This window comes from Moraxella cuniculi DSM 21768 (assembly GCF_900156515.1).
Lineage (GTDB): Bacteria > Pseudomonadota > Gammaproteobacteria > Pseudomonadales > Moraxellaceae > Moraxella > Moraxella cuniculi.
The window spans coordinates 1-23,139 of sequence record NZ_FTNU01000005.1; the positions used below are offsets into that span (position 1 = coordinate 1).

At 44.2% G+C, this 23,139-nt stretch carries 22 protein-coding genes; 12 read left to right on the top strand and 10 right to left on the bottom strand.

Annotated features, from left to right (window positions below; genetic code table 11):
• Positions 1 to 228 (bottom strand): helix-turn-helix domain-containing protein (locus tag BW928_RS04195; protein ID WP_144295803.1); only part of this gene is annotated, 228 nt, incomplete at its 3' end.
• 85 nt (positions 229 to 313) lie between these two features.
• Positions 314 to 1,387, bottom strand: coding sequence for a D-alanyl-D-alanine carboxypeptidase family protein (locus BW928_RS04200; protein ID WP_076554992.1), 1,074 nt, complete (start codon positions 1,385 to 1,387; stop codon positions 314 to 316).
• Positions 1,388 to 1,844: 457 nt separating this feature from the next.
• Between BW928_RS04200 and BW928_RS04205 the strand changes: the two genes are divergently transcribed.
• The 3 genes from BW928_RS04205 (at position 1,845) to BW928_RS04215 (ending at position 5,337) form a co-directional block, all read left to right on the top strand.
• Positions 1,845 to 2,480, top strand: a complete 636-nt coding sequence (locus BW928_RS04205) for a fumarylacetoacetate hydrolase family protein (protein ID WP_076554993.1) — start codon at positions 1,845 to 1,847, stop codon at positions 2,478 to 2,480.
• An 87-nt stretch (positions 2,481 to 2,567) separates the two neighbouring features.
• Complete coding sequence (gene purD, locus BW928_RS04210; protein WP_076554994.1) at positions 2,568 to 3,842, top strand: phosphoribosylamine--glycine ligase; 1,275 nt, start codon at positions 2,568 to 2,570, stop codon at positions 3,840 to 3,842.
• A 127-nt stretch (positions 3,843 to 3,969) separates the two neighbouring features.
• A complete protein-coding gene (locus tag BW928_RS04215; RefSeq protein ID WP_076554995.1) occupies positions 3,970 to 5,337 on the top strand; it encodes an ABC1 kinase family protein in 1,368 nt (455 codons plus the stop codon).
• Positions 5,338 to 5,461: 124 nt separating this feature from the next.
• Here the strand turns inward: BW928_RS04215 and BW928_RS04220 are convergent, their stop codons facing one another.
• Together BW928_RS04220 and BW928_RS04225 are read right to left on the bottom strand one after the other, a co-directional pair.
• Entirely contained in the window at positions 5,462 to 6,691 is a 1,230-nt protein-coding gene (locus BW928_RS04220; RefSeq protein WP_076554996.1) for a TIGR03862 family flavoprotein, read from the bottom strand.
• Entirely contained in the window at positions 6,688 to 7,362 is a 675-nt protein-coding gene (locus tag BW928_RS04225; RefSeq protein ID WP_076554997.1) for a class I SAM-dependent methyltransferase, read from the bottom strand. The genes BW928_RS04220 and BW928_RS04225 overlap by 4 nt, the downstream gene beginning before the upstream one ends.
• A 163-nt stretch (positions 7,363 to 7,525) precedes the next feature.
• Here BW928_RS04225 and dnaQ point away from each other — a divergent pair, with 163 nt between their 5' ends.
• The 5 genes from dnaQ to BW928_RS04250 are packed head-to-tail and all read left to right on the top strand — an operon-like array spanning position 7,526 to position 12,180.
• Positions 7,526 to 8,851, top strand: a complete 1,326-nt coding sequence (gene dnaQ / locus BW928_RS04230) for a DNA polymerase III subunit epsilon (protein ID WP_076554998.1) — start codon at positions 7,526 to 7,528, stop codon at positions 8,849 to 8,851.
• A gap of 22 nt (positions 8,852 to 8,873) precedes the next feature.
• Entirely contained in the window at positions 8,874 to 9,734 is an 861-nt protein-coding gene (gene nudC, locus BW928_RS04235) for an NAD(+) diphosphatase (RefSeq protein ID WP_076554999.1), read from the top strand.
• On the top strand, positions 9,731 to 10,591 hold the full coding sequence (locus BW928_RS04240) for an RnfABCDGE type electron transport complex subunit B (RefSeq protein ID WP_076555000.1): 861 nt from the start codon (positions 9,731 to 9,733) through the stop codon (positions 10,589 to 10,591). Before nudC ends, BW928_RS04240 begins: the two co-directional genes overlap by 4 nt.
• A complete protein-coding gene (locus tag BW928_RS04245) occupies positions 10,584 to 11,849 on the top strand; it encodes a DUF2868 domain-containing protein (RefSeq protein ID WP_076555001.1) in 1,266 nt (421 codons plus the stop codon). Before BW928_RS04240 ends, BW928_RS04245 begins: the two co-directional genes overlap by 8 nt.
• Before the next feature lie 31 nt (positions 11,850 to 11,880).
• Positions 11,881 to 12,180 carry a YciI family protein gene (locus tag BW928_RS04250; protein ID WP_076555002.1) on the top strand — a complete coding sequence of 100 codons (300 nt, stop codon included), beginning with the start codon at positions 11,881 to 11,883 and terminating at the stop codon, positions 12,178 to 12,180.
• Positions 12,181 to 12,266: 86 nt separating this feature from the next.
• Here BW928_RS04250 and BW928_RS04255 read toward each other — a convergent pair whose 3' ends face one another.
• Positions 12,267 to 13,028 (bottom strand): HesA/MoeB/ThiF family protein, encoded by a 762-nt coding sequence (locus BW928_RS04255; RefSeq protein ID WP_076555003.1) that lies wholly within the window; start codon positions 13,026 to 13,028, stop codon positions 12,267 to 12,269.
• 283 nt (positions 13,029 to 13,311) lie between these two features.
• Positions 13,312 to 14,895, bottom strand: coding sequence for an AmpG family muropeptide MFS transporter (locus BW928_RS04260; RefSeq protein WP_078310033.1), 1,584 nt, complete (start codon positions 14,893 to 14,895; stop codon positions 13,312 to 13,314).
• A gap of 244 nt (positions 14,896 to 15,139) precedes the next feature.
• On the opposite strand from BW928_RS04260, the gene BW928_RS04265 reads away from it, so the two are divergent.
• Positions 15,140 to 16,084, top strand: coding sequence for a LysR substrate-binding domain-containing protein (locus BW928_RS04265; protein WP_076555004.1), 945 nt, complete (start codon positions 15,140 to 15,142; stop codon positions 16,082 to 16,084).
• A gap of 265 nt (positions 16,085 to 16,349) precedes the next feature.
• On the opposite strand, the gene BW928_RS04270 is transcribed toward BW928_RS04265, so the two are convergent.
• Positions 16,350 to 17,798: an SLC13 family permease gene (locus BW928_RS04270; RefSeq protein WP_076555005.1), complete on the bottom strand. Its 1,449-nt coding sequence runs from the start codon at positions 17,796 to 17,798 to the stop codon at positions 16,350 to 16,352.
• Between the two features lie 338 nt (positions 17,799 to 18,136).
• On the opposite strand from BW928_RS04270, the gene xseB reads away from it, so the two are divergent.
• A complete protein-coding gene (xseB, locus tag BW928_RS04275; protein ID WP_076555006.1) occupies positions 18,137 to 18,388 on the top strand; it encodes an exodeoxyribonuclease VII small subunit in 252 nt (83 codons plus the stop codon).
• Between the two features lie 14 nt (positions 18,389 to 18,402).
• Here the strand turns inward: xseB and pncB are convergent, their stop codons facing one another.
• Positions 18,403 to 19,626: a nicotinate phosphoribosyltransferase gene (gene pncB / locus BW928_RS04280; protein ID WP_076555007.1), complete on the bottom strand. Its 1,224-nt coding sequence runs from the start codon at positions 19,624 to 19,626 to the stop codon at positions 18,403 to 18,405.
• A 203-nt stretch (positions 19,627 to 19,829) separates the two neighbouring features.
• Here pncB and lipB point away from each other — a divergent pair, with 203 nt between their 5' ends.
• Together lipB and BW928_RS04290 are read left to right on the top strand one after the other, a co-directional pair.
• Positions 19,830 to 20,573, top strand: coding sequence for a lipoyl(octanoyl) transferase LipB (gene lipB / locus BW928_RS04285; protein WP_076555008.1), 744 nt, complete (start codon positions 19,830 to 19,832; stop codon positions 20,571 to 20,573).
• A gap of 33 nt (positions 20,574 to 20,606) precedes the next feature.
• A complete protein-coding gene (locus BW928_RS04290) occupies positions 20,607 to 21,137 on the top strand; it encodes an inorganic diphosphatase (RefSeq protein WP_076555009.1) in 531 nt (176 codons plus the stop codon).
• 205 nt (positions 21,138 to 21,342) lie between these two features.
• Here BW928_RS04290 and BW928_RS04295 read toward each other — a convergent pair whose 3' ends face one another.
• Complete coding sequence (locus tag BW928_RS04295; RefSeq protein WP_076555010.1) at positions 21,343 to 21,807, bottom strand: hypothetical protein; 465 nt, start codon at positions 21,805 to 21,807, stop codon at positions 21,343 to 21,345.
• 143 nt (positions 21,808 to 21,950) lie between these two features.
• Entirely contained in the window at positions 21,951 to 23,039 is a 1,089-nt protein-coding gene (aroC, locus tag BW928_RS04300) for a chorismate synthase (RefSeq protein ID WP_076555011.1), read from the bottom strand.
• Between the last annotated feature and the right edge of the window lie 100 nt (positions 23,040 to 23,139).

The window sequence follows — 23,139 nt, forward strand, 5'->3', positions numbered from 1 at the left end:
TTTGCCAAGAAGAACTTGTTGTACAGCGTTAAGTTTAAAGGTGGTGTCATAGATGGCTTTGGTTCTTCGTCTTTTAATACCATCAATACCGTGTGCTTGGTAGAGTTTGACCCAAAGCTCTACTGTTTTGTGGTCTAAACCAAAATGTTTTGCTGTGCGTTTGTAGCTGTGATTGTTTTGATAATAGGCCATCACAGACAGCTTGAAATCAAGTGTGTATTTTGCCATAGAAAGCACCCCAAGAGTTAGTAGTGGAATGTCTAACTTTTGGGGTGCGGTTCATTCACACTGGGGTATTTATCAAAAAAGTAAATTAACGGCGATATGCCAGCTCTGTCAAAATGCGTTCGGCATCGCTCCAGCGGCTTTCACTGCTTGATGCACCCAATAAAACAATAATCGCTGGGCGGTTATTGATATTGGTCTCCATGACGACATTATAACCAGATTCACGGATATAGCCTGTTTTTTGTACACCGATTGGGTAAGTACCTGCATTCACTAAGCGATTGCTGCTGTAGCCTTTATAGGTACGATCGCCGCTGCTGTCGTTGGCAATATAAAAATCATAATTTGCCGCTGTGGAGAAATTGCGAATGCTGTGATAACGAGGATCGCTATTGACCGCCTTCATCATGATAAGCAAATCGCTGGCTGATGACATATTGCGTGGATCCAGCCCCGAAGAGTCGCTAAACTTGGTCTGATACATGCCCAAATCGCGTGCCTTTTGGTTCATTGCTTCAATGAATGCATCATAACCACCTGGATAAGTGCGCGCCAATGCTTTGGCAGCTGGGTTTTCAGAACGCATCAAAGTCATCAAAGTAAACTCTGAGCGAGTCATGCGATCGCCAGCTTTTAGGCGTGTGCTTGCTTGTTTTGCCCCAACCAAATCAGAGGCAATCAAAGTAATTTGTTCACGCATATCCAGCTGTGCATCCAAAATTACCATCGCTGTCATCAGCTTACTGACCGAGGCAATCGAACGCTGTGCATCGATATTTTTGGCATAGATGGATTGGTTGGTTTGCAAATCATACACCAGTACCGCTGCCGAGCGTGTGGTCAGTGCCAATTGATCCAAACTATTGGCATAGCTTTGACTGCTGTAATTGGCAGTTGTGGCTGTTGTGCTTGGCTGAACACTGACACGGGTCGTTGTTGCCACTTGTGGCGTTGGTGTCTGTGCTGACTGGACAACCACATTGGTTTTGGTGGTCAGCTGAGCCGCTGGCTGCACATAGGTTGTCTGGGTGGTAGACAGGGTCGCAGTCTGAGCGGTACGCTGCTGACTGCTGTCCACCGAAAACGCTTGAGCGTTCATGCCAGCAGCCACTGCCAGCAACAGCACAAGACCTTTGCTGCTATGCTTGAATACTTTCATAGACGATCTCTGTTGTGAATATCTGACTATTGTACCATAATTTTTATGGAATTTTAGCCCTGCTGGGATTTTTTGTCAATGATTACAATATTACAATAATCTGTGCAGATAATTAACAATTGATTGATAAATCAACAAAATGGCACAAGCTACACCATCAAACCATCTGGCACAATAATGATTTTGAAAAATTTTCTAAATTTTCTAAATTTTCTAAATTTTCTAAATTTTCTAAATTTTCTAAATTTTCTAAATTTTCTAAATTTTCTAAATTTTTAAGATTTTTAAGATTTTTAAGATTTTTAAGATTTTTAAGATTTTTAAGATTTTTAAGATTTTTAAGATTTTTAAGATTTTTAAGATTTTTAAGATCTTGCCAGCAAAAAGATTAAGAAAATTTTGGCAAATTGTTGTCGGTTTGTGCTAGGATATGGCAAATTTATTCGGAAAAAATACCATGAAACAAGTGCATTTCAAAGACGGCAAAACCGCCCCTGTTAATAACATTTATTGCATCGGACGCAATTATGCTGAACATATCAGCGAGCTTGGCAATGTTCCAACTGGCGAACCTGTGGTTTTTTTGAAACCAACCACCGCACTTAACACCAATGACACGATGCGACTGCCTGATTTTTCTGATGATATTCATCACGAGGTTGAGCTGGTGCTGTATATCGGTTGCGATGTTGCTGATGATGACATGCCAAACCTTGATTGCATTACAGGCTTTGGCATAGGGCTGGATTTAACCGCACGCGACATACAAAGCCAGCTAAAAGCCAAAGGTCTGCCATGGACATTGGCAAAAGGCTTTCCTGATGCTGCATGGCTGTCGGTGCTGCAAGCAGGCACACCACCACAAATATCCCAGCTGTCTTTGACGGTAAATGGCGAACAACGCCAGCACGACAATACGGGCAGCATGCTGTTTGATATTGAGTTTTTGTTGCGATTTTTGCACAGCCGCTTCAGGCTGCGTCAAGGTGATTTGATTTATACTGGCACACCCAAAGGCGTTGGGCGACTGCACACAGGTGATGCCCTAATCGCCACCTTAAATAATGACAGTTATACGCTGCAAGTTATATAACCAAATCAGCGAATAAATTGGCAAATTGCCCAAAATTTGCTACAATCGCCGAAATTTTGGCCTTTTTGATAATTAATTGGGGAATGTATGAATATTTTAGTATTGGGTACAGGTGGTCGTGAGCATGCACTGGCATGGGCGTGTGCCAAAGACGAACGAGTGCAAACGGTTTATGTTGCCAAAGGTAATGCTGGCACAGAAGGTGAACACAAGCTGCAAAATATTGATTTGGATATCAATAACCATGCGGCATTGATTGAGTTTTGTCAAAATAATGCCATCGAATTTGTCCTTGTTGGCCCTGAAGCACCGCTGGTTGCTGGCGTGGTTGATGATTTAAGAGCAGCAGGCATTGCCATTTGGGGTCCAACACAATACTGTGCCCAACTTGAAGGCTCAAAAGCCTTTGCCAAAGCCTTTATGAAGCAGCACAATATCCCAACGGCATTTTATGAGGTATTTACCGATACCGATGCCGCCAAAGCCTATGTTAAGCAGCATGGGGCTCCGATTGTTATCAAGGCTGATGGTTTGGCAGCTGGCAAAGGTGTGATTGTCGCCATGAGCGAAGAAGAAGCCTATGATGCCATTGATGATATGCTTAGCGATAACAAATTTGGCGAGGCTGGCAGTCGTGTGGTGATTGAGCAATTTTTGGCAGGTGAAGAAGCCTCTTTTATTTGCATGATTGATGGCGAGAATATTTTGCCGATGGCGACCAGCCAAGATCACAAACGCATTTTTGAGGGTGATACAGGGGCAAATACAGGTGGTATGGGTGCCTATTCGCCAGCTCCTGTTGTTACTGCCAGCGTTCATGACAAAGTCATTACACGCATTATTCGCCCTGTGGTTGAAGCGATGAAAGCAGCTGGTACACCCTATACAGGATTTTTGTACGCAGGTTTGATGATTGATGAGTTGGGCGATCCTTATGTGATTGAGTTCAATTGCCGCTTTGGCGATCCTGAAACTCAGCCAATCATGATGCGACTAAAAAGCTCATTGGTTGAACTAATCACATCAGGGCTAAAAGGTCAGCTACCAAGCCAAGCTGCATGGTCAGATGAGGTTGCACTGGGCATTGTACTGGCAAGTCGTGGCTACCCAGAAAGCAGCTCAAAGGGCGATGTCATCACAGGGCTGACAGATGACGATCAGACGCTAAAAGTCTTCCATGCAGGTACAAAAAAATCAGGCGATGCCATCGTTACTGACGGTGGTCGTGTGCTGTGCGTAACGGCATTGGCTGCTGATATTGCTACCGCCCAGCAGCAAGCAATTGACGCTATCGGCAAAATTAACTTTGCTGGTATGCAATATCGCCGCGATATCGGCTGGCGAGCCATTGGTCGTTCATAAGCCCAAATCACGCAACCAAACCGCCCAAATCCACCAAAGGCAAGCCATGGGTTTGCTTTTTGGTGATGACGGCTGTTAAGTTTGGTAAAATTTGCTATACTATGATAAATTTTAATACAGCAAAATCATGAGCGATTCATTAAACAAACTAAAAACCAGTCCATTATCACGCCGCCTATCAATCGCCAAAACCTCACTTAATATCGGCAAAAACTGGGCAAAATCCAGCATGAGCAGTCTCCTGCTTGACAAAGATCAACGCTCTGCTCAAAAACAAGCCTTATTACAAGAGCAGGCGGATTATTTGGCTGCCGAACTGGGCAAGCTCAAAGGTTCTGTTGTTAAAGTCGGTCAAATGCTGGCACTGTATGGTGAACATTTTTTGCCAAAAGAAGTGCTAAATGCCCTACACACGCTTGATGCCAGCACCACACCTTTGTCTTGGCACATCATCTATGAGGCACTCAAACAAGAGCTTGGCGAGCGAGTGCATGATTTTGATATTGAACGCACGCCCATTGGCACGGCAAGCCTTGCCCAAGTTCACAAAGCTGTGCATAAACATACTGGCAAGCCTGTCGTGCTAAAAGTCCAGTATCCGCGTGTGGCAGAATCCATTGATTCTGATTTGTCAATTTTTAAGCATTTATTAAAAATCACCAATGCCGTGCCACAAACCAAATCGCTTGATGCATGGTTTGATGAAATCTCCAAATTGCTCCACCGCGAGGTTGATTATCAGCTTGAGGCAGCGACCACCAAGCGATTCGCCAGCTACTTGGCTGATGACGCTCGCTATGTTGTGCCGACCATTTATGATAATTACAGCAGTAAAGGCTTGATTTGCATGAGTTTTGAGGCTGGTATTTCGCTCAATGACCCAAACCTAGCACAGCTGCCCCAAGCACGCAAAAATGCTCTGGGTCAAGCCGCCATCGAGGTCGTGGTGCGAGAGTTGTTTGAATGGGGAGAAATGCAGACCGACCCAAATTTTGGCAATTATTTGGTACGCCATGAAGACAGTATTGACAAACTTATCCTGCTTGATTTTGGTGCAATTAAGCAGTTTGACCAGCATTTGCTTAGCATTGCCAAAGGTCTGATGGCAGCAGGCTATCATCAAGACAAATCACAGATGATGACCGCAATGACAGGTTATGATTTTTTTGACAAGCTTACAGGCAAGCCAAAATCAGACATGGCGGAGGTTTTTTTGATGGCGTGCGAACCGTTCGCCAATACCGAAAAATTAATCACCGCCCATGCTGGCAATTGTCCACATCTCGACGATGAGCAGCGTTATATCTGGGCGGGCAGTAATTTATACGCACGCGTCATGAATACCGCCAGACAAGGCATGCAGTCGCTTGAATTTAGCCTACCGCCCAAAGAGATGATGTTTATCAGTCGCAAATTTATTGGTGCTTACGCCCTGCTTGTGGCGTTAGATGCACGCACCGATTCTGAGGGCTTGGTTGCACGGTTTGTCTCATAAGCCATCATTGATTTGCTTACAGCCACATCGCCACCAATCAAAGTGCATATTCATTGGTTAATTATTAATGATAATTAATAGAAATTATCAGATTAATAACCAATCATCAACAGCGTCCCAAAACTTAGCCATTGGCATTGGGCTGTGTGCAGCCCAGCCAATTTAGCACCCCTTTTGCTGCCACTCGTGCCGTAGCAAAACAGGCGGTCAATAAATAACCACCCGTAGGTGCGTCCCAATCGAGCATTTCCCCTGCACAAAACAAGCCTGCCTGATGATGACACTGCAAATCATCAGCCACCGCCAAACGCTTCACGCCGCCACCTGTGCTAATCGCCTCATCAATCGGTCGCAAGCCCGTGCAGCTAACAGCCAGCATCTTAATATGGCAAGCCATCTTCTTGGGATTGTTCCAATCTTGCTTGGGAGTGCATTCTCGCAAAATGGCAATCTTGCTGGCATCAAGCCCTACTTTTTTCAGAGCGGTATTTAGCGATTGTTTTTTAGATTTTATTAATAATTGGTAGATTTTTTCTGCTGATTTATCAGGCAATAAATCCACATACAAGACAAAATTTGACAAATCACAAGTTTGTCGTATCGCCGAATTTAGCTTATAAATCAGTCCACTTTCTAACCCATAATGGCTGATAATGATATCACCCTGCTGTGCAGCCATACCGTCCACCCAAGCCTTGACACGCTTTAATGGCTGCCCAAAAACCCCTTGCATATACGCAGACCAAGCAACCGTAACGCCGACATTGCTGGCATACAGCGGAGTCAATAATTCCTCAGGCAGCCATTTTTGCCACCTGCCATCACTGCCAAGCGATGCGTAGGAGCCGCCACCACAAGCCAAGATAACCGCTGCAAATTTGCGTTGGAAAACTGTTGTTACCCCGCCCTTGCTATCTAGCACCTCAAAGCCAAGGGTCAAACCATCAAGCGATACACAGCGATGACGATAATAAAATTTTACTTCATAATCATTTAGGCGTTTTAGCCAAGCACGCACCAATGCCGATGCCTTCATCTGCACAGGAAAAATCCGCCCTGTAGAGCCTACAAAGCTCTCTATCCCCAATCCTGCCAGCCATTCAACAATCTGTGCTGAACCAAATTCTTGGACAAACGGTGCAAGCCAATCGCTTGGCGTGTAGCGACTGACAAATAATTCATGATTTTCGGCATGAGAAATGTTCAAACCAGTTTTGCCCGCCATCAAGATTTTGCGTGCAGCGGTTGGCTTATGCTCAAAGATATGCACATTCACAGGATAGCCAGCCAGCACCTCCGCTGCCATCAGCCCTGCTGCCCCTGCCCCAATAATGGCAACATCAGGTCTGCTCACATATCCCCCTTGGCAAAAAAATCATCAAATCGTGTGCGGTATCCTTCGGGTTTTTTTATTAGTAATTCTTGACAATGCTCACCGCGAGCCAAATATTTAATCTCAAAGTGCGTGCGTGCTGACTGCTTATCAATCACCCTTTTTTGATACGGCAGTTGCCATACTTCATCAAGCCTAGCACAAGCCTCGTCAATATATGCCGTGATATTGCTTGCTAAGACAATCTGTGCATTTGGCTTAAGTCTTGATAGCAAAAATTCAAAAAATGGCATATTTAACCAACGCTGATTTTTATTGCTAGGCTCAGGATTGGGGTACAAAATAAACGCACCGTCCAACGTATTTGGTGCAATAAAATGTGCGGTAAAGGCAATGGCATCAGCATGGATATAAATTAGATTTTCTAAAATATCTACCGATGCTTGTTTGTCAAATGCAGTAAATTTTTCGCTGGTGCGTTCAACTGCAATCAAGCGACTTTCTGGATTTTCTTTGGCAAATAATAACGCGTGCTTGCCCTTGCCTGCACCAATTTCCAGATACAGCGGCAGCTTGGATTGTTGCCATTTGCTAAGCTGTGATATGCTGTCAGTATCAAGGTTTTTTGGTGCGTGCAAATGAGCAGTGCTAAAAATTCGCTCAAACTGATGGCTTGGCTGTTTGGTTATCATAGATTCAACCGATTATCAAAAACAAAACCCGTCCAATAATTTGCATGGACGAGCCATTATAACACAATCACCCATCATATCTTGGCAAAAAATTCGCATAAAACCCAGTAATGATTTATAATAGCATATTTGACATAATAAAAAGTAATTAGTGCATAAATCTATGGAAACAATCATCGCATATACAGATGGTGCCTGCAAAGGCAATGGCAAACAAGGTGCGTCAGCAGGCGGCTATGGCGTGCATGTGCAGTTTGCCAATGGTGATGTGCAAAATTTTTGGGGCGGTGAGGCTGATACCACCAATAATCGCATGGAGCTTATGGCCGCCATTGTTGCCCTACAAAACACCCCACAAGACGCACCGCTACAACTATGGACAGATTCTGGTTATGTAAAAGATGGCATTACCAAATGGATTGCCAACTGGAAAAGTCGTGGCTGGAAAAAAGCAGACGGCAAGCCTGTGTTAAATCAGCAGCTGTGGCAGCAACTTGATACTCTGTGCCAAAACCGCTCCATTGACTGGCAGTGGATAAAAGGTCATGCAGGACACGCAGGCAACGAAATGGCTGACAAACTTGCCAATCTGGGCGTGCATGAGACAGGGCATGAGCTTATCCCAGCTGACGGTACAAACGCTGCCATGCCGACCAGCCAAAGCACCACAAACCAAACCAATATGGAAAAAACAACCATGCAATCGACCAGCCAATATACGCACAATAATGAACAAAACCCTGCCTATGATGGCGACACCAGCCGAAAAAACCCTGATTTTTGGCCAGTGTTGCCAGCACCAAATTTGCGAGGTGCACCAGAAAGACAGCTGATTATGGATACCGAGACCACAGGTTTTAATGATCAAAGTGGCGACCGCATTGTTGAGGTTGGTATCGTTGAGATGGTTGGACGCAAGTTCACAGGCAATAAGTTGCATGTCTATATCAATCCAGAAATCACCATGGACGATGAGGTTATCCGAGTGCATGGCATCAGCAATGAATTTGTTTCTGATAAGCCAAAATTTGCCGAGGTAGCCGAGCTGATTTATGAATTTATGGTAGATAGCGAAATCATCGCCCATAATGCAGGCTTTGATATGCGATTTTTAAAAATGGAATTTGACCGTGTTGGATTGACTGATTTTAGCGATAGAGTAACAGTAACTGACACTTTGGCACTTGCCAAGCAAATGTACCCCGGTCAGAAAAATAGCCTTGATGCACTGGTGAAGCGGTTGGATGTTGGCAAAAAAGACCGTACCTTCCACGGAGCTTTGCTGGATTCGGAAATCTTGGCAGAAGTTTATTTGGCAATGACTGGCGGGCAGATCAATCTGGCAATTGACGAAGAGCAATCAGCCACCGTCGAGCAAAATACCCAAGGCTTGCATTTTGCCAATTTATCACAACTGGCAAGTCTGCTCAATACCTCTGCCAGCGACCATCAAGCGGACGCACTGTGGCGTGAAAAGACCCTAAAATAACCCAAATCAAACGGTATTTGATATGGTAACAATCTGGCTTATTTGTGGTGATGGCATTATCTGTACAGCATCTGGCGTGCCGTTTGTTTTGACAACACAGTACACCCCAAGCTCGGCAATTTGCTTGGCATTTGGCGAAACCCATCAAGCCACAACCATCAGTCATGATAATAAGGACTGCCCTGTCAGTCATGTCATGGATTTACAAGATGCCTGCCAGCTTGGTCTGATTGCTCGCTATGGCAATGGTTATGACAGCAAGTATGAACAAAATTTACAGCTCATAAGTTTTCGTCAATTGTTAAATACAGCTAACAAAAACCTCCTAAATCAGCTGGCACGAGCCATCATGCTTAACCGCTGGAATATCGATCATCGGTTCTGTAGTCGCTGCGGTGTGGCAACCACAGCACATCAGCATGAACATGTCAAAATTTGCCCAAAATGCCGCCACCATGCCTACCCTCGTGTGCAGCCTTGCATCATTGTCGCCATCACTCGCCACAATCCTACCACCAACCAACCCCAACTCTTACTCGCCTGCCACACACGCCACAAAGACAGCGGCGTTTATGGGCTTATCGCAGGTTTTGTTGAGGCTGGTGAAACCCTTGAAATGGCTACACATCGTGAGGTTTTTGAAGAAGTGGGGCTACAGATTGATTCATTGAGCTATTTTGGCAGTCAGTCATGGCCATATCCGAGCAATCTAATGGTGGGATTTGTTGCCAATTATGCTGCTGGTGAGATTTGTATTGAGCCAAATGAAATTTTTGACGCACAGTTTTTTGACATTGATAAATTGCCAAAAATTGTCAGTGCTGGCACAATATCGCACGATCTCATCATGCATGTTCTCAACCAATTTTCAGCTGAATCATGAGCATAACAGATACCGAACGCCTTAACAATCTACCCATTTTGTTTGATTCTCTTAATTTAGAAAATCTTAATGAAGATGCACGCATTGCCATCGCTGCCATTGATGCTGTCTTGCCACAGACACAATGTGGCTTGTGCGGACATCATGATGGCTGCCTACCCTATGCACATGGCATTGTCATACATGGCGAGGCAATCAATCTATGCGTGCCGGGCGGACAAGCCGTCAGCGACCAAATCGCCAATATCGCCAAGCAGCCAAAAAAGCCAGCCACACCGAGCAAATGGGCAACCAATCCAAATACCCAGCGACCCATCGAAGTGCGTGCCATCATTGATGAAACCAACTGTATCGGTTGCACCAAGTGCATTCCCGCCTGCCCTGTTGATGCCATCATCGGCAGTGCCAAGCAAATGCACAGCATCATCACCGACCTTTGTACAGGTTGTGAATTGTGCCTACCTGCCTGCCCTGTTGATTGCATTGACCTTAGTCCCCACGCTCGCACAATTGACGACAACAAACGCCAGCACGAAGAGCAGCACCTAAGAAATCGCTATCATCAGCACTTGCACCGAGTTGCCAAGACCATCAAAACTGGCAGCAAGCCTGTGGTCAGCACCATTGAATCTGCCATGGTAAATGCCCTAAATAGCAGCCAATCTGCCAATATTGACGAAACTGCGGCAAAAAACACCATTGCCGCTGCCAAATTGCGTAGCAAAATAAAAAAAATCACCAAGCAGCTTGCTTTGGCAAATAACCCCAGCCTACAAACAACACTTGAGCAATTAACACAAGAGCTTGCCAAGCTAGAAAATCACAGCACACCGCCAAATAAGGACACTCATGGATAAGTATACCGAGCTTGAACATCAGCACCTACAGGCGATTAAGCTGCTTGAAGAGCAAGACTATATTTTTGCCCAAAACCCCAAAATTATCACCAAAGCTGTCGCAAGCGAAGCTGTCAGCAGTTATGACAAGCTGTTTTTGCGTGCCAAGAAAATTGACAGCGATGGGCAAATCATGCAGCAGCTTATCGATGCCACGCACACGGTTGCCTTAAGCAAACGGCTTTTGTATTTGGCTTATTTTTTGCTCGGTTTATTTGGTGTTGTGGGACTGCTAAGCGGTCAATCACTGAACTTTTTTTATGTCATCATCGCCCTATTGGGGTGGCACAGCTTATCTTTGTTGATTTGGCTTGTTCAGCTTACCCTACCACACAGACCTTCACTGATTGCCAATTTGATTAATAAATTTATTCTAAAAAATAATTTTATTTATGGAAATAAATCAAACAAACCACGACAAATAATCTCCGCCATTGTCGCCCAAAGCTCAACTGGTGGCTATCATGCGGTGCTGCATGGTGCATGGTTATGCGGACTGATTGGCAGCATGCTTGGCTTACTTGGTTTATTTTTATTTAAAAGTTATCAATTTTATTGGCAATCAACATTATTGCCCGATGGTTATTTTTATCAATTGATTGCCATCATTGGCTATCTGCCTGCCAAACTTGGTCTGACACTACCAACAGCAACCAATAATAGCCCTGATGACTTCGCTTGGCTAATGATTGTTAGTCTGCTACTGTATGGCATCCTGCCCAGATTGTTGGCTTATTTATTTAGTATATTTTATAAAAATAATCAATTTAAAATTGATACAAAAGATTCTTATTATGTAAATTTACTTAACTTTTACAACCAACAAATCATCGATAAAGATGATTATCAGCCAGTCAAACCAATCATTGGCAAAATACACGCCATCAGTGATACGCTGATTTTGGCAAGTCTTGAGAAAGCCACCAATATCCAGCCAAATCATGAATTTATTGCGGATTTTGGGGTGGTTGATAGCCAGCAACAAATCCAAGAGTTGTTGGCACAGGCGGAAAGTCTCGCCGCCCAAATCTATTTGATTGTCAACAGCGACACACCGCCTGATCGCGGTATTATTCGCAAGGTTGAACAATTGTCCAAGCACCCTTTTGGCATGATTGTCGCCCTATCTGGCACGCATCGCACACACGATGACGCATGGCAGTTAGCCTTAAATCAGCGGCAGATTGCCACAGAGGGCGGCAGCTTGGGCAAGAATTAGCAAATACAAACCACCAACAAAAGGAGAAACCATGCCTTTATTTGCCATTATCGGTCATGATGTCGCGGACAGTGGCGACAAACGCAGTAAAGCTCGTGCCGAGCATCTTGCAAGACTGCATGAATTATTGGCCGAAAATCGCCTTGTCATTGCAGGACCGACACCGATTGAACATGGACAAAGCCAAATGAGTGGCAGTCTTATTGTTGCCTCTTTTGATGATTTGCACAGTGCCAAAGCATGGGCGGCTGACGACCCATATATCATCGCAGGAGTTTATAGCCGTGTTGATGTCAAACCCTTTATTCAGGTTTTGCCAAATTTTGACTAGTATGACAAGATTGCTACTTGATTGATTGGCAGTCTATTTATCAAGTCTTACTAATTAATATTATCAGCAATACTACAATTTGCTTATCAATCAGTCAAAGCACATACCGCACAATCTGGATTGGCATAAAACTGATAATGCTGCAAACGCATCGTTGCCCCTTGCCATACCATCAGTTGATTGGCGATAGGATTAATGCCCTTTGCCAAAAATACCAATGCCAATTGTGCTGCCATGGCGCCAATGACCGCCACCGTACTGGCAAGCACCCCTGAGTTTGCACAATTTTGCTCATCATCGCCTTCATCAGCAAAAACACACTGATAGCACCCTGTCTGTGCGGTATAGAGTGCCACTTGACCTGTTTGGGCGATGGCGGCAGTCGATAGCAGTGGCACGCCTCGCCTGCGACATATTGTATTTAGCACATCACGCACAACAAAATTATCCGTGCAATCAATCAACAAATCCACCTCGGACAGATATGCTGGCGACCAATTGGCACACACTTGCTCGGTACTGGTGTCAATGCAACAAAAGCCATTTTCTTTGTGCAGTTTTTCTTTGGCAACCTCCACTTTGGCTCTGCCAATATCATCACTGGTATAAAGCAGCTGCCGCTGTAGGTTACTTGCCTCAACCGTATCATTATCAATAATGGTCAGCCTGCCAATGCCTGAACGCACCAAAATCTGTGCAATCGGACAGCCCAAACCACCCATACCAACAATAATCGCATGGCTATTTTTTAATCGTATTTGTGCAGGCAAATCCCACTCATCAAGCAAAATCTGCCGCGAATAACGCATCAGCTCATCATCGCTTAGTATCATCTGCTGATTTATCATACACCACTCCAATGCAGTTGATTATTTCACCACACTCTTGTGCTTATAGCAATCCAAGATATTTAATTAAAACCGACTGGTTGGTTTTTATTTATCACTCTGCAAAATATGCAAATCACCCCTGTCAATTGCACAGTTGGTTTATTAAGCGAAGTTGATATGGTCTAAGCCAGCTTTTGTATCGGCATAAGAAATAAGCCCATACCAACCAAATGGCAAACGCCTGCCGAATTTTGACAATCGACAGGCGGTCAAGTTTAGTCAATGCTTAGCCTAAAGATATTCATGGGTCAATCTGTGGCTGAGAAATCTTGATATGCTTATTAACCAAATAAATCAGCAATAGCACTGGGATACCAATTAAGAAAGTAAAGCCAAAGAAAAACTGATAACTTGTCGCATCAACAATTGAGCCTGAATAGCCGCCAAGCAACTTCGGTGCCAGTGTCATCAATGATGAAAATAACGCATACTGCACCGCTGTGAAACGAATTGAGGTCAAAGCAGACAAAAATGCCACAAACACAGCGGTCGCAAGCCCTGCCGCCAGATTATCAACAATCACAGCAAAATACATCATCATCGGCACAGGCGTATAAACCAACAAGATAAATAGCAAATTGGTTACACAGGCCAAAATCGCCCCAAGCGTCATTGCCTTAACAATGTTCATACGCTGAGCAATCCAGCCGCCAACAAAGCTACCGCCGATACTGGCAACCACACCAACCACTTTTACTGCATTGGCGATTTGTGTCTTGCTAAAGCCCAAATCCTGATAAAAAATATTAGAAATATTGCCAGCAACGACATCACTGATACGATATACACCGATGAGTGCCAATAGCAATAAGGCTTTTTTGCCATAGCGGCGGAAAAATTCTGCCACAGGCTCAACCCAAGTACGCATGACCATCTGCTTTGGGGCAATCTCAACTTTTATCAAAACAAAAATCATCACCGCAAATGCAATCACACTCGCCACAAACTGCATACAGCCATACAAAAAGCCCATCAGCACACTTTCGGTCTCGGGCAATACAGTCCCCATGCCACGAAATGCCAAAATAAATGCCACAACCGCCGCAACAAACACCAATATCATTTGTAAATAATCACGGTTGCTTTCAGTGGCAGGCTTAACACTAAGCGTTGGCTCTTTAATCCATAGCGTTGTCATGACGCCAATTAACATCACCGCCGCCATAATCAGATAGGTTTTTTGCCAAGCAAGATAACTGTACGACTCCATGGTTGAGCCAAAAAAATCCGCCAAATATAATGCCCCTGCACCAGAGACAATCATGCCGATGCGATAACCCATGATATAGGTGGCTGATAATGCAGGCTGCATTTGGGCAGGTGCAATCTCGATGCGATAAGCATCAATAACAATGTCTTGTGAAGCAGACGAAAATCCAAGCAATACCGCCGCTGCTGCCATCACCATCAACATCTGATCACTGCCCTGTGGATTGGTTAATGCCATCAAAACCAGTGCAGCAATAATCAACAGCTGCGTCAATAGCAGCCAGCTACGACGGCGACCCAAACTGCGTGTCAGTACAGGCAATGGCAAACTGTCCACTAAGGGTGCCCAAATGAATTTGAACGAATAGCCCAGTGCTGCCCAGCCAAACATGGTAACCGTGCTACGCTCAATCCCTGCCTCACGCAACCACAATCCCAAACTGGAAAAAACAAGCAAAATCGGCACGCCAGCTGCAAAGCCCAATAGCAACAGTGCCAGCGATTCACGATTCAGATAAGCCTGAGCAAATGCTTGCCATGCTGTCAAATTGGCAGTTTGTGAGGATTGATGAGTGATTGAGTCTGACTGACTGGGGTGTTTGTTGAGTTGATTCATGGTCATTACTTCGTTGGTCCATCAAATGATAAAAAAAAATCCAAAAGCAAAAATCCTTTGGCTTGCCTAAAGATAACAAATAGCTTGAGTTTATTTTACCCTACTTTTTATCAATTTTCTTGCAATTTTATGAAAAATTTATCTCTTTTTCACAAAAATTTGGTATGATGAACAGCACAAAATTATCCAAGTGTTGATTTTTTATTTATCATAAACATATTATTTAATTTATAAAAGGTTATTTATGGCCATTGACATCGTTATCAATCAGCGTCATCTGCAAATTCAGCTCAAGCAACTGGAGACAGTTTGGCATACGGTGGTCAATGGCTACAATCTTAGCCAAGCTGCCGAACTGCTGCACACCAGCCAGTCCAGCCTATCCAAGCAAATCGCCGCCTTAGAAAATCAGCTCAAGGCAGATGTGTTCACTCGCCAAGGCAAACGCCTAACAGGCTTAACCGAAATTGGCAAAAAACTACTGCCACACATTGAGGCGATTTTTGCTGAGATTCGCACCATTGAAAATCTCAGTCTTGATTTTAACAATGCTCAAGCAGGCACGCTCACCGTTGCCACGACACACACCCAAGCCCGCTATGTCCTACCACAGATTGTCAAAGAGTTTCGTGCAAAGTTTGACAAAGTCAATCTGGTGCTGCAACAGGCAGATCCTGAGAGTATCGCACAGATGGTGATTCGTGGTCAGGCTGATATTGGCATCGCCACCGAATCGTTACTAAATAACGATGTGCTGCGTTGCCATCGCTACTATGATTGGTCGCATGTCGTCATTGTGCCAAAAGATCATGAGCTGGCAGCATTTGCCGATGTGCCAGATGGGATTGATTTGCCAACTCTGGCGAGCTATCCGCTGGTTACTTATCACGGCGGTTTTACAGGGCGTGGTGCGATTGATAAGGCATTTGCTGCGGCAGGTTTTAGCCCAGAGATTGTCTTGGCGGCACTGGATTCGGATGTTATCAGTACCTATGTGTCAGCAGGTTTGGGCTTGGGCATCATTGCCGAAATGGCATATCAGCCGAAGCACTATCCAGATTTGGTGGCAATTCCCGTCAGTCATTTTGGGCGTTTTACCAGCTGGATTGCTGTGCGTGATGACAGTGAGATTCGCAAATTTGGTCATGAGTTTATCAAATTATGCCAATCGCAATTTGACAGTTTTTAATATATAATAAATTATATATTTATATTATTTGATAAATAAGCCAAGCAAATCATCTTTAATTTGCCAAATGTAGCAAATTGCACAAATGATTATCTATCTTTATTGCAATATAAATGAATCTTTGCAAAATCGCCACAGGCAGCATTAAGTTTGCCACTTAATCTGCAAAGATTCACCAAAAAAAGCATGGTCAAACCATCTCAATCCAACTCAAATTGCCAAAAAAATACCCATCATAGCGATGGGTATTGATAGCCAAACTGGCTTAAGTCAAGAAGACATACGCCCAAATTGTAACGATAACAATCGCCACAATATTGAGCCAAAAACCAACTTTCATCATGTCTTTTTGCTTAATATGCCCTGTTCCCATCACGATGGCATTCGGCGGTGTTGCCACAGGCATCATAAAGGCACAAGACGCTCCGATACCAATTACCATAATCAACACCTCAGGCGGTAGGCCAAGCTGTACACCAATTGGGGCGAACAATGGCACAAGCAAGGCTGCCGAAGCGGTATTACTGGTAAACTCCGTCAAGAAAATGATAAATGCTGCAATCACCAAAATCACAAGCAATGGCGATACGCCACCAAGCATTGCAGAGATACTCTCACCAAGTGCCGCAGAAGCACCCGTGTCTTTCATGATATTTGACAGGGTAATACCACCACCAAAGAGCATCAGCACGCCCCAGTCGGTATTATCCGAAATCTGCTTCCAGCTCACCAAACCGAACAACAGCACAGCAACCGCCGCCGACAGTGCAATCACCGTATCTGGCTGCGTAAAACCAAACAGCTCGCCCAACTGCTTGCCAAAAATCCAGCTGGTCGCCGTGATGACAAAAATCACCATGGTCAAAATGCGTGGCAGCGTCCAGTCGATTTGTTCTTGTACGGTTAGTTGAATTTTTTGATTGAGATTTGGTCGCAATACAAAATACATGGTAGCAAGCAAAAACGGCATCAGCACCAACATCATTGGCAAACCAAACTGCATCCATTCAGCAAAACCAATGCCAAGCTCTTTGGCAGCGATATTATTCGGTGGCGAACCAACCAGCGTTCCTAAACCACCGATTGATGCCGAATAAGCAATGCCAAGCAGCACAAAGATAAAGGTATTACGGTCTTTGCTCTCATCTACCTGCTCCAAAAGACCGATTGCCAGTGGCAGCATCATTGCCGCCGTTGCCGTATTACTAATCCACATGGATAGCCCAGCGGTAACGGCAAACATGATACATATCGCACGCCCCAAATGACCGCCTGCCAAGCCAATCAGCCCAAAGGCAATCTTGCGATCTAGCTTTTGGACATGCAAAGTTGCCGCCAATGCAAAACCACCAAAGAATACAAAAATAATTGGGTCAGCAAAGCTCACCAAGGCTTTTTTGGTATCAAACTCAGGGATACCAATAAACAATGCCAAAATAGGCACCAAAATCGCCGTTGCCGTTACATGAATGGCTTCGGTCAGCCACAAAATGCCAATAAACGCCACCAACGCCAAGCCCTTATTGACCAGCACATCAAATGGCAAAACAAATGCGTATAAAACATAAGCCACAATGGCGGCGATGACGGTGATAATCACACCTCTTGGAGCATCGGCACGCACCTCTCCTGAAGGTGGCACACCATTATCATCGTGCTGAAAATCAGATTTTAGCGTAAAATCCGTCTCTTTTGATTGATCTTGTTGAACCATAAGTTATCCTTAATCCTGTGCGACTTAGTCAATAAATCAGCACAAAGTGAGTGTTAAAAGTCGCAACCTACAACTTAATTGCTCGTATAATAACAAAACCGCAGTAATTTGCAATATTATTGTCATAATTTTATCATTTTTACTAATAATAAATCGCCAAATACAAAAGCAGCCCTGTTCATTCATTACATCAAATGCCCAATAAGTTGGGCTGTAAATTAACTTTAATAAATGAATATTTTGAATTGAATTAATAAATAGCACAATCTGCTCGCAAGTGCTTAACAAGACAATAAAATTACGCTACAATAGTCAGACCAGAGAATCAGTGAGTAACCATGAGTCAGACCACGCATGATAAATTGGGCGTTGATAACTTTAAAGACGCCTATCAAATCCTAAAAAATAATGCCGACAAGCTGGAGCAATCCGACCAGATAGATATTGACAATCTGGTGTCGATTGTTGAAGAATCTTTGGCAGCATATCGTGTATGCCAATCACGCATTGAGGCAGTTGAGGCGGCATTACAATCGGCCTTTGCCAATGCAGGTGCAGAGTTGCTTATTGATGGCGATGACGAGGCATAACCACTTTTGAGTACTTATTTAATCTCAAAAACTTGCCTTAAATAAGCAAGATAAGTATCGTCCTCAATCATGGTCTTGCCGGGACTGTCAGAGATTTTGGCAACAGGTTGTCCGTTGCACGCCACCAATTTTAGGACAATATTTAGCTGTGTGATGCCCATGTCATTGGTAAGATTTGTCCCTATGCCAAAGCCAGTTTTTATTCTGCCTGCAAAATATTGATGCAAATCCCATGCTTTTGGCAAGGTCAGACCATCGCTGAAAGTTAAAATTTTGGTTTTTGGGTCAATTTTTAATTTGTGATAATGTGCGATGGCTTTTTCGCCCCATTGATACGGATCGCCACTGTCGTGCCGCAAACCATCAAACAGCTTGGCAAAATACAAATCAAAATCACGCAAAAATGCCTCCATGCCCACCACATCGGTCAAGGCAATGCCCAAATCGCCACGATATTCACGCACCCAGCATTCCAGTGCCGCCTTTTGTGAATCACGCAATCGCACATCAAGTGCCTGAAATGCCTGCATAAACTCATGTGCCATTGTACCAATGGGTGTCAGCCCCAACTGCTTGGCAAGATAGACATTGGAAGTACCACGCACAATCTTTGGGCAGGCACTGCTGATTGATTTGACCACATGATAATGCCATGCTTTGCTAAAACGGCGGCGAGTACCAAAATCCGCCACCGTAAACGCCAGCTCATCAGGCACGCCCTTGGCGGTTTGTTCGGCATCGTATTGCTGAAGCAGGGCAATTTTTTCTTCCAAACGCCGCTGCCCTTCTTTGATAATCTGCTCATTACTTAGGCGGCGATAATACAGTTCATTGACAATGCACAAGACAAAAATCTCAAAAAACATTGCCTGAATCATCGGCCCTTCGATATCAATATTGAGCAAATTATCAGCAATAGATACGCGAATAAATCGGCGTTTTAATGAAAACAGTTCCAAATAATCCACAAAATCAGATTTAATAAAACGCAAACTACGCAAATAATCCAGCTCGTCTTGAGCAAAACTTAGCTGACACAGATAATCCAGCTGGGTCTGCAAATCCTCATACAAGCTCGCCAGTGGATAAGCAGCCTCATGATGATTGCGACAGCGAAAGCGATACACACCATGCGTCTGCGGAAACTGGTGCAACATTGCTTGTAGCATGGTGAATTTGTACAAATCATTATCAAGCAGCGAGCTGATGATTGGTTGATTTGTAGATAAAATGCTCATAAAGCAGTCCTTGATAATAACTAAGCTGGCAATCTTGGCACTATGATACACAAAATCAACGAATTTTGCACCCTTTGGTATCGATTTTGTGTCATTTATAACCCAAAGTCAGCTTGTGATTTTGGCAAATTCATCAATGCATCTTGCAATCTGTTGGCAAACTCTTTATTATGATACAGCCAAATAATCACAAAAATCACGCCATGAACGCACTCACCCCCTCTTTACAACTTAGCAATTCACAGCCACTTAGCTCGCAGTTTTATGTCCGTCTGCTTGATAATGCCGACTACCAAAGCACACACGAGGCAATGCTTAACCATACCTTGCAACGCATTGAGGATAAAAAAGCAGGCAAAAATCACCCTGATGAATTATGGATTGTCGAGCATCAAGATGTCTATACACTGGGTCAAGCAGGCAAGGCTGAGCATATTTTGTACCGAACCGACACCCCAATTATCCAGACTGACAGAGGTGGTCAGGTAACTTGGCATGGCTATGGGCAGTTGGTGGTTTATTGGTTGTTTGACTTGCACAGACTAGGCTTTGGTGTGCGTGATTTGGTCAGTCATGCTGAGCAAGCCATCGAAGATGTGCTAAGCCCTTATCTGCCCAGCTCGCTGTATGCCAAATCACGCCGTGATGCACCCGGCGTGTATATTTATAATCACGATGGTGATATGCTTGGCAAAATTGCCAGTTTGGGATTTAAGATTAAACAGGGTTTTAGCTATCATGGTGTGGCTATTAATCTTGTCAATAATCTGACCGCCTTTGACGCCATCAACCCTTGTGGTTATGCAGGTATGCCCATGGCAAAACTTGAGAGCTTTGGGCAATTTGACAAGCAACACACTGGCGAATTTATCAAGCAATTTATCAAAAATATCGCCGAACGGCACGCAGGCTTGGTTGAATTACGACCCCAAGATACGCTAAAATAACACGGTTTTTTACTTTTATCATAGGAGCATATTATGGCAGATTTTAACAAAATTTTGGACGCAGGTGATGTTGATGGTGGCATCATCAATGTCGTGGTTGAGATTCCAACAGGCTCAAACCACAAGATCGAATGGAATCGCCAACTGGCGTGCTTTGAGCTTGATCGTGTTGAGCCGATTGCCTTTGCCAAGCCTTGCAATTACGGCTTTATTCCACAAACTTTGGACGAGGACGGCGATGAGTTGGACGCACTGATCATCACTGACCAACCACTAAGCACAGGCATTTTTTTACAAGCCAAAGTCATCGGCGTGATGAAATTCGTTGATGATGGTGAAGTTGATGACAAAATCATCGTTGTGCCAGCCGATGACCGCAACAATGGTAATGCCTACAACAGTTTGGCAGATTTGCCTGAACAACTTATCAAACAGCTAAACTTCCACTTTAGCCATTATAAAGACCTTAAAAAAGCTGGCACGACCGTTGTTGAGGGGTTTTTTGGCATTGATGTTGCAACCGAAGTTATCAAAGAAAGTCAAAAACGCTGGAATGAGCAATAATCCATACCACAATAGCCGAGCAATCGGCTATTTTTATGGGATAAAATCAGTTTGGTTTTGTCAAAATTACCCAACGCAGCATCTTTATTTTTATCATGATATTAAATTTTAATTAATTAAATTTTATAAAAATATAATAAAAACACCCTGACAAAACAGGGCGTATTATCAACTGTAATAATGCGCACTTGGTTAAGAACTCTTGTTAATTTACCGCAGGTTGAATATCAATCTCAATAACATAATCCATCACAGGTGGCTTGCTGCCAAAAGCATCATACTGCAAACGAATGACATGGCGACCATTGTCGCTGACCTGATAAGACCCGTTGGCAAAGTCGTGCCAGTTTGGACGAACAAGCGTCAGACTGATGCGACTGTCAGATACCGAAGCCTGCACCGTATCGCCGATATATGGGTAAATAAAATAATCACAACTTTTGCCTGTCATGCTGTCTTGACGCAGAACTTGGGTGCTGTCCACCTTTTTTTGCACCAAGCGAGGACAGCTGTCTTTTTTATTTTTGTAAGCTGGCGACTCTGCTTGCTCCTCTTGCTTTGGCGTGTCGTCAATCGTCAGGATTTGGGTTTCTGCTTGCGGTTTGCAGCCACTTAGCAACACAAGCAACCAAGCAGCACCAGCAATGCAAAATTTAGAATTTTTTAGCATTATGCCCTACTCCCAACCCATCAAAACACTAGCAAAAACAGTTTTGGCTGATTTATTCAAATTCCAATTTAATTAATAATAGCTTAATAAATTCAAGCACTTGCCACAGCCCTGTCAAGCAACACACATCACCCAAATAATCATCAGGCGATTGGTTCAATTGGTGCTACAACATCGGCGTTTTGGGCTCGGTGGCGTAGATAATGATCCAAAAGCACAATCGCAAGCATTGCCTCTGCAATCGGAGTGGCACGCACACCAACACAAGGGTCGTGGCGACCTTTGGTAATCACATCAACTGGCTGACCTTGTAAATCAATGCTCTTACCTGCAGTGGTGATACTGGCGGTTGGCTTTAGGGCGATAGCAACCCGAATCGTTTGACCGCTGGATATTCCGCCCAAGATACCCCCTGCATGATTGGCGGTAAAGCCATCTGGAGTCAGCTCATCACGGCTGGTATGCCCATATTGCTCAACCACCGCAAAACCATCGCCAATCTCCACCGCCTTTACTGCATTGATACTCATCATCGCGTGAGCAATGTCTGCGTCTAGGCGATCAAAGACAGGCTCACCCAAACCAACAGGAACATTCTCGGCAAAAATCTCAAGTTTAGCACCGCAGCTTGTGCCTTGCTTGCGCAAATCATTAATCAATTGCTCAAAGCGTGGCACGGCATCAGCATCACCACAAAAAAATGGATTATTAGCCACTTCTTGCCAGTCCAATTTATTTGCTTTTTCTGAGCCGATTTGTGTTACATGGCCACGGATAGTAATACCAAGTCTTTGTGATAAATATTTTTTGGCAATCGCCCCTGCGGCAACACGCATCGCCGTCTCGCGAGCAGACGAACGACCGCCGCCACGATAATCACGAAAGCCATATTTCATCGTGTAGCTATAATCGGCATGATTTGGGCGAAAAGTATTGGCGATATTGCCATAATCCTTGGATTTTTGGTCGGTATTATGGATAATCAGCCCAATCGGCGTGCCTGTTGTTCGCCCCTCAAACACACCAGAGACAATCTGTACAACATCGTCTTCTTGTCGCTGGGTGGCAAATTTTGAACTGCCTGGTTTACGGCGATCAAGCTCAATCTGTAAATCCGCCTCGGTCAATGGCAACCCCGGTGGCACGCCATCAACAATTGCCATCAGCCCCACACCGTGCGACTCACCGCAAGTTGTTACCCGAAAAAGCTGTCCAATTGTATTACCCGCCATAAAGCCACCTTATCAAAATTATCAAATCCAAATGCACCACTGCCATGCTTGTATCATCGACAGCAGATGCCTGTTGATTGTATCATAATTTGCCGATACA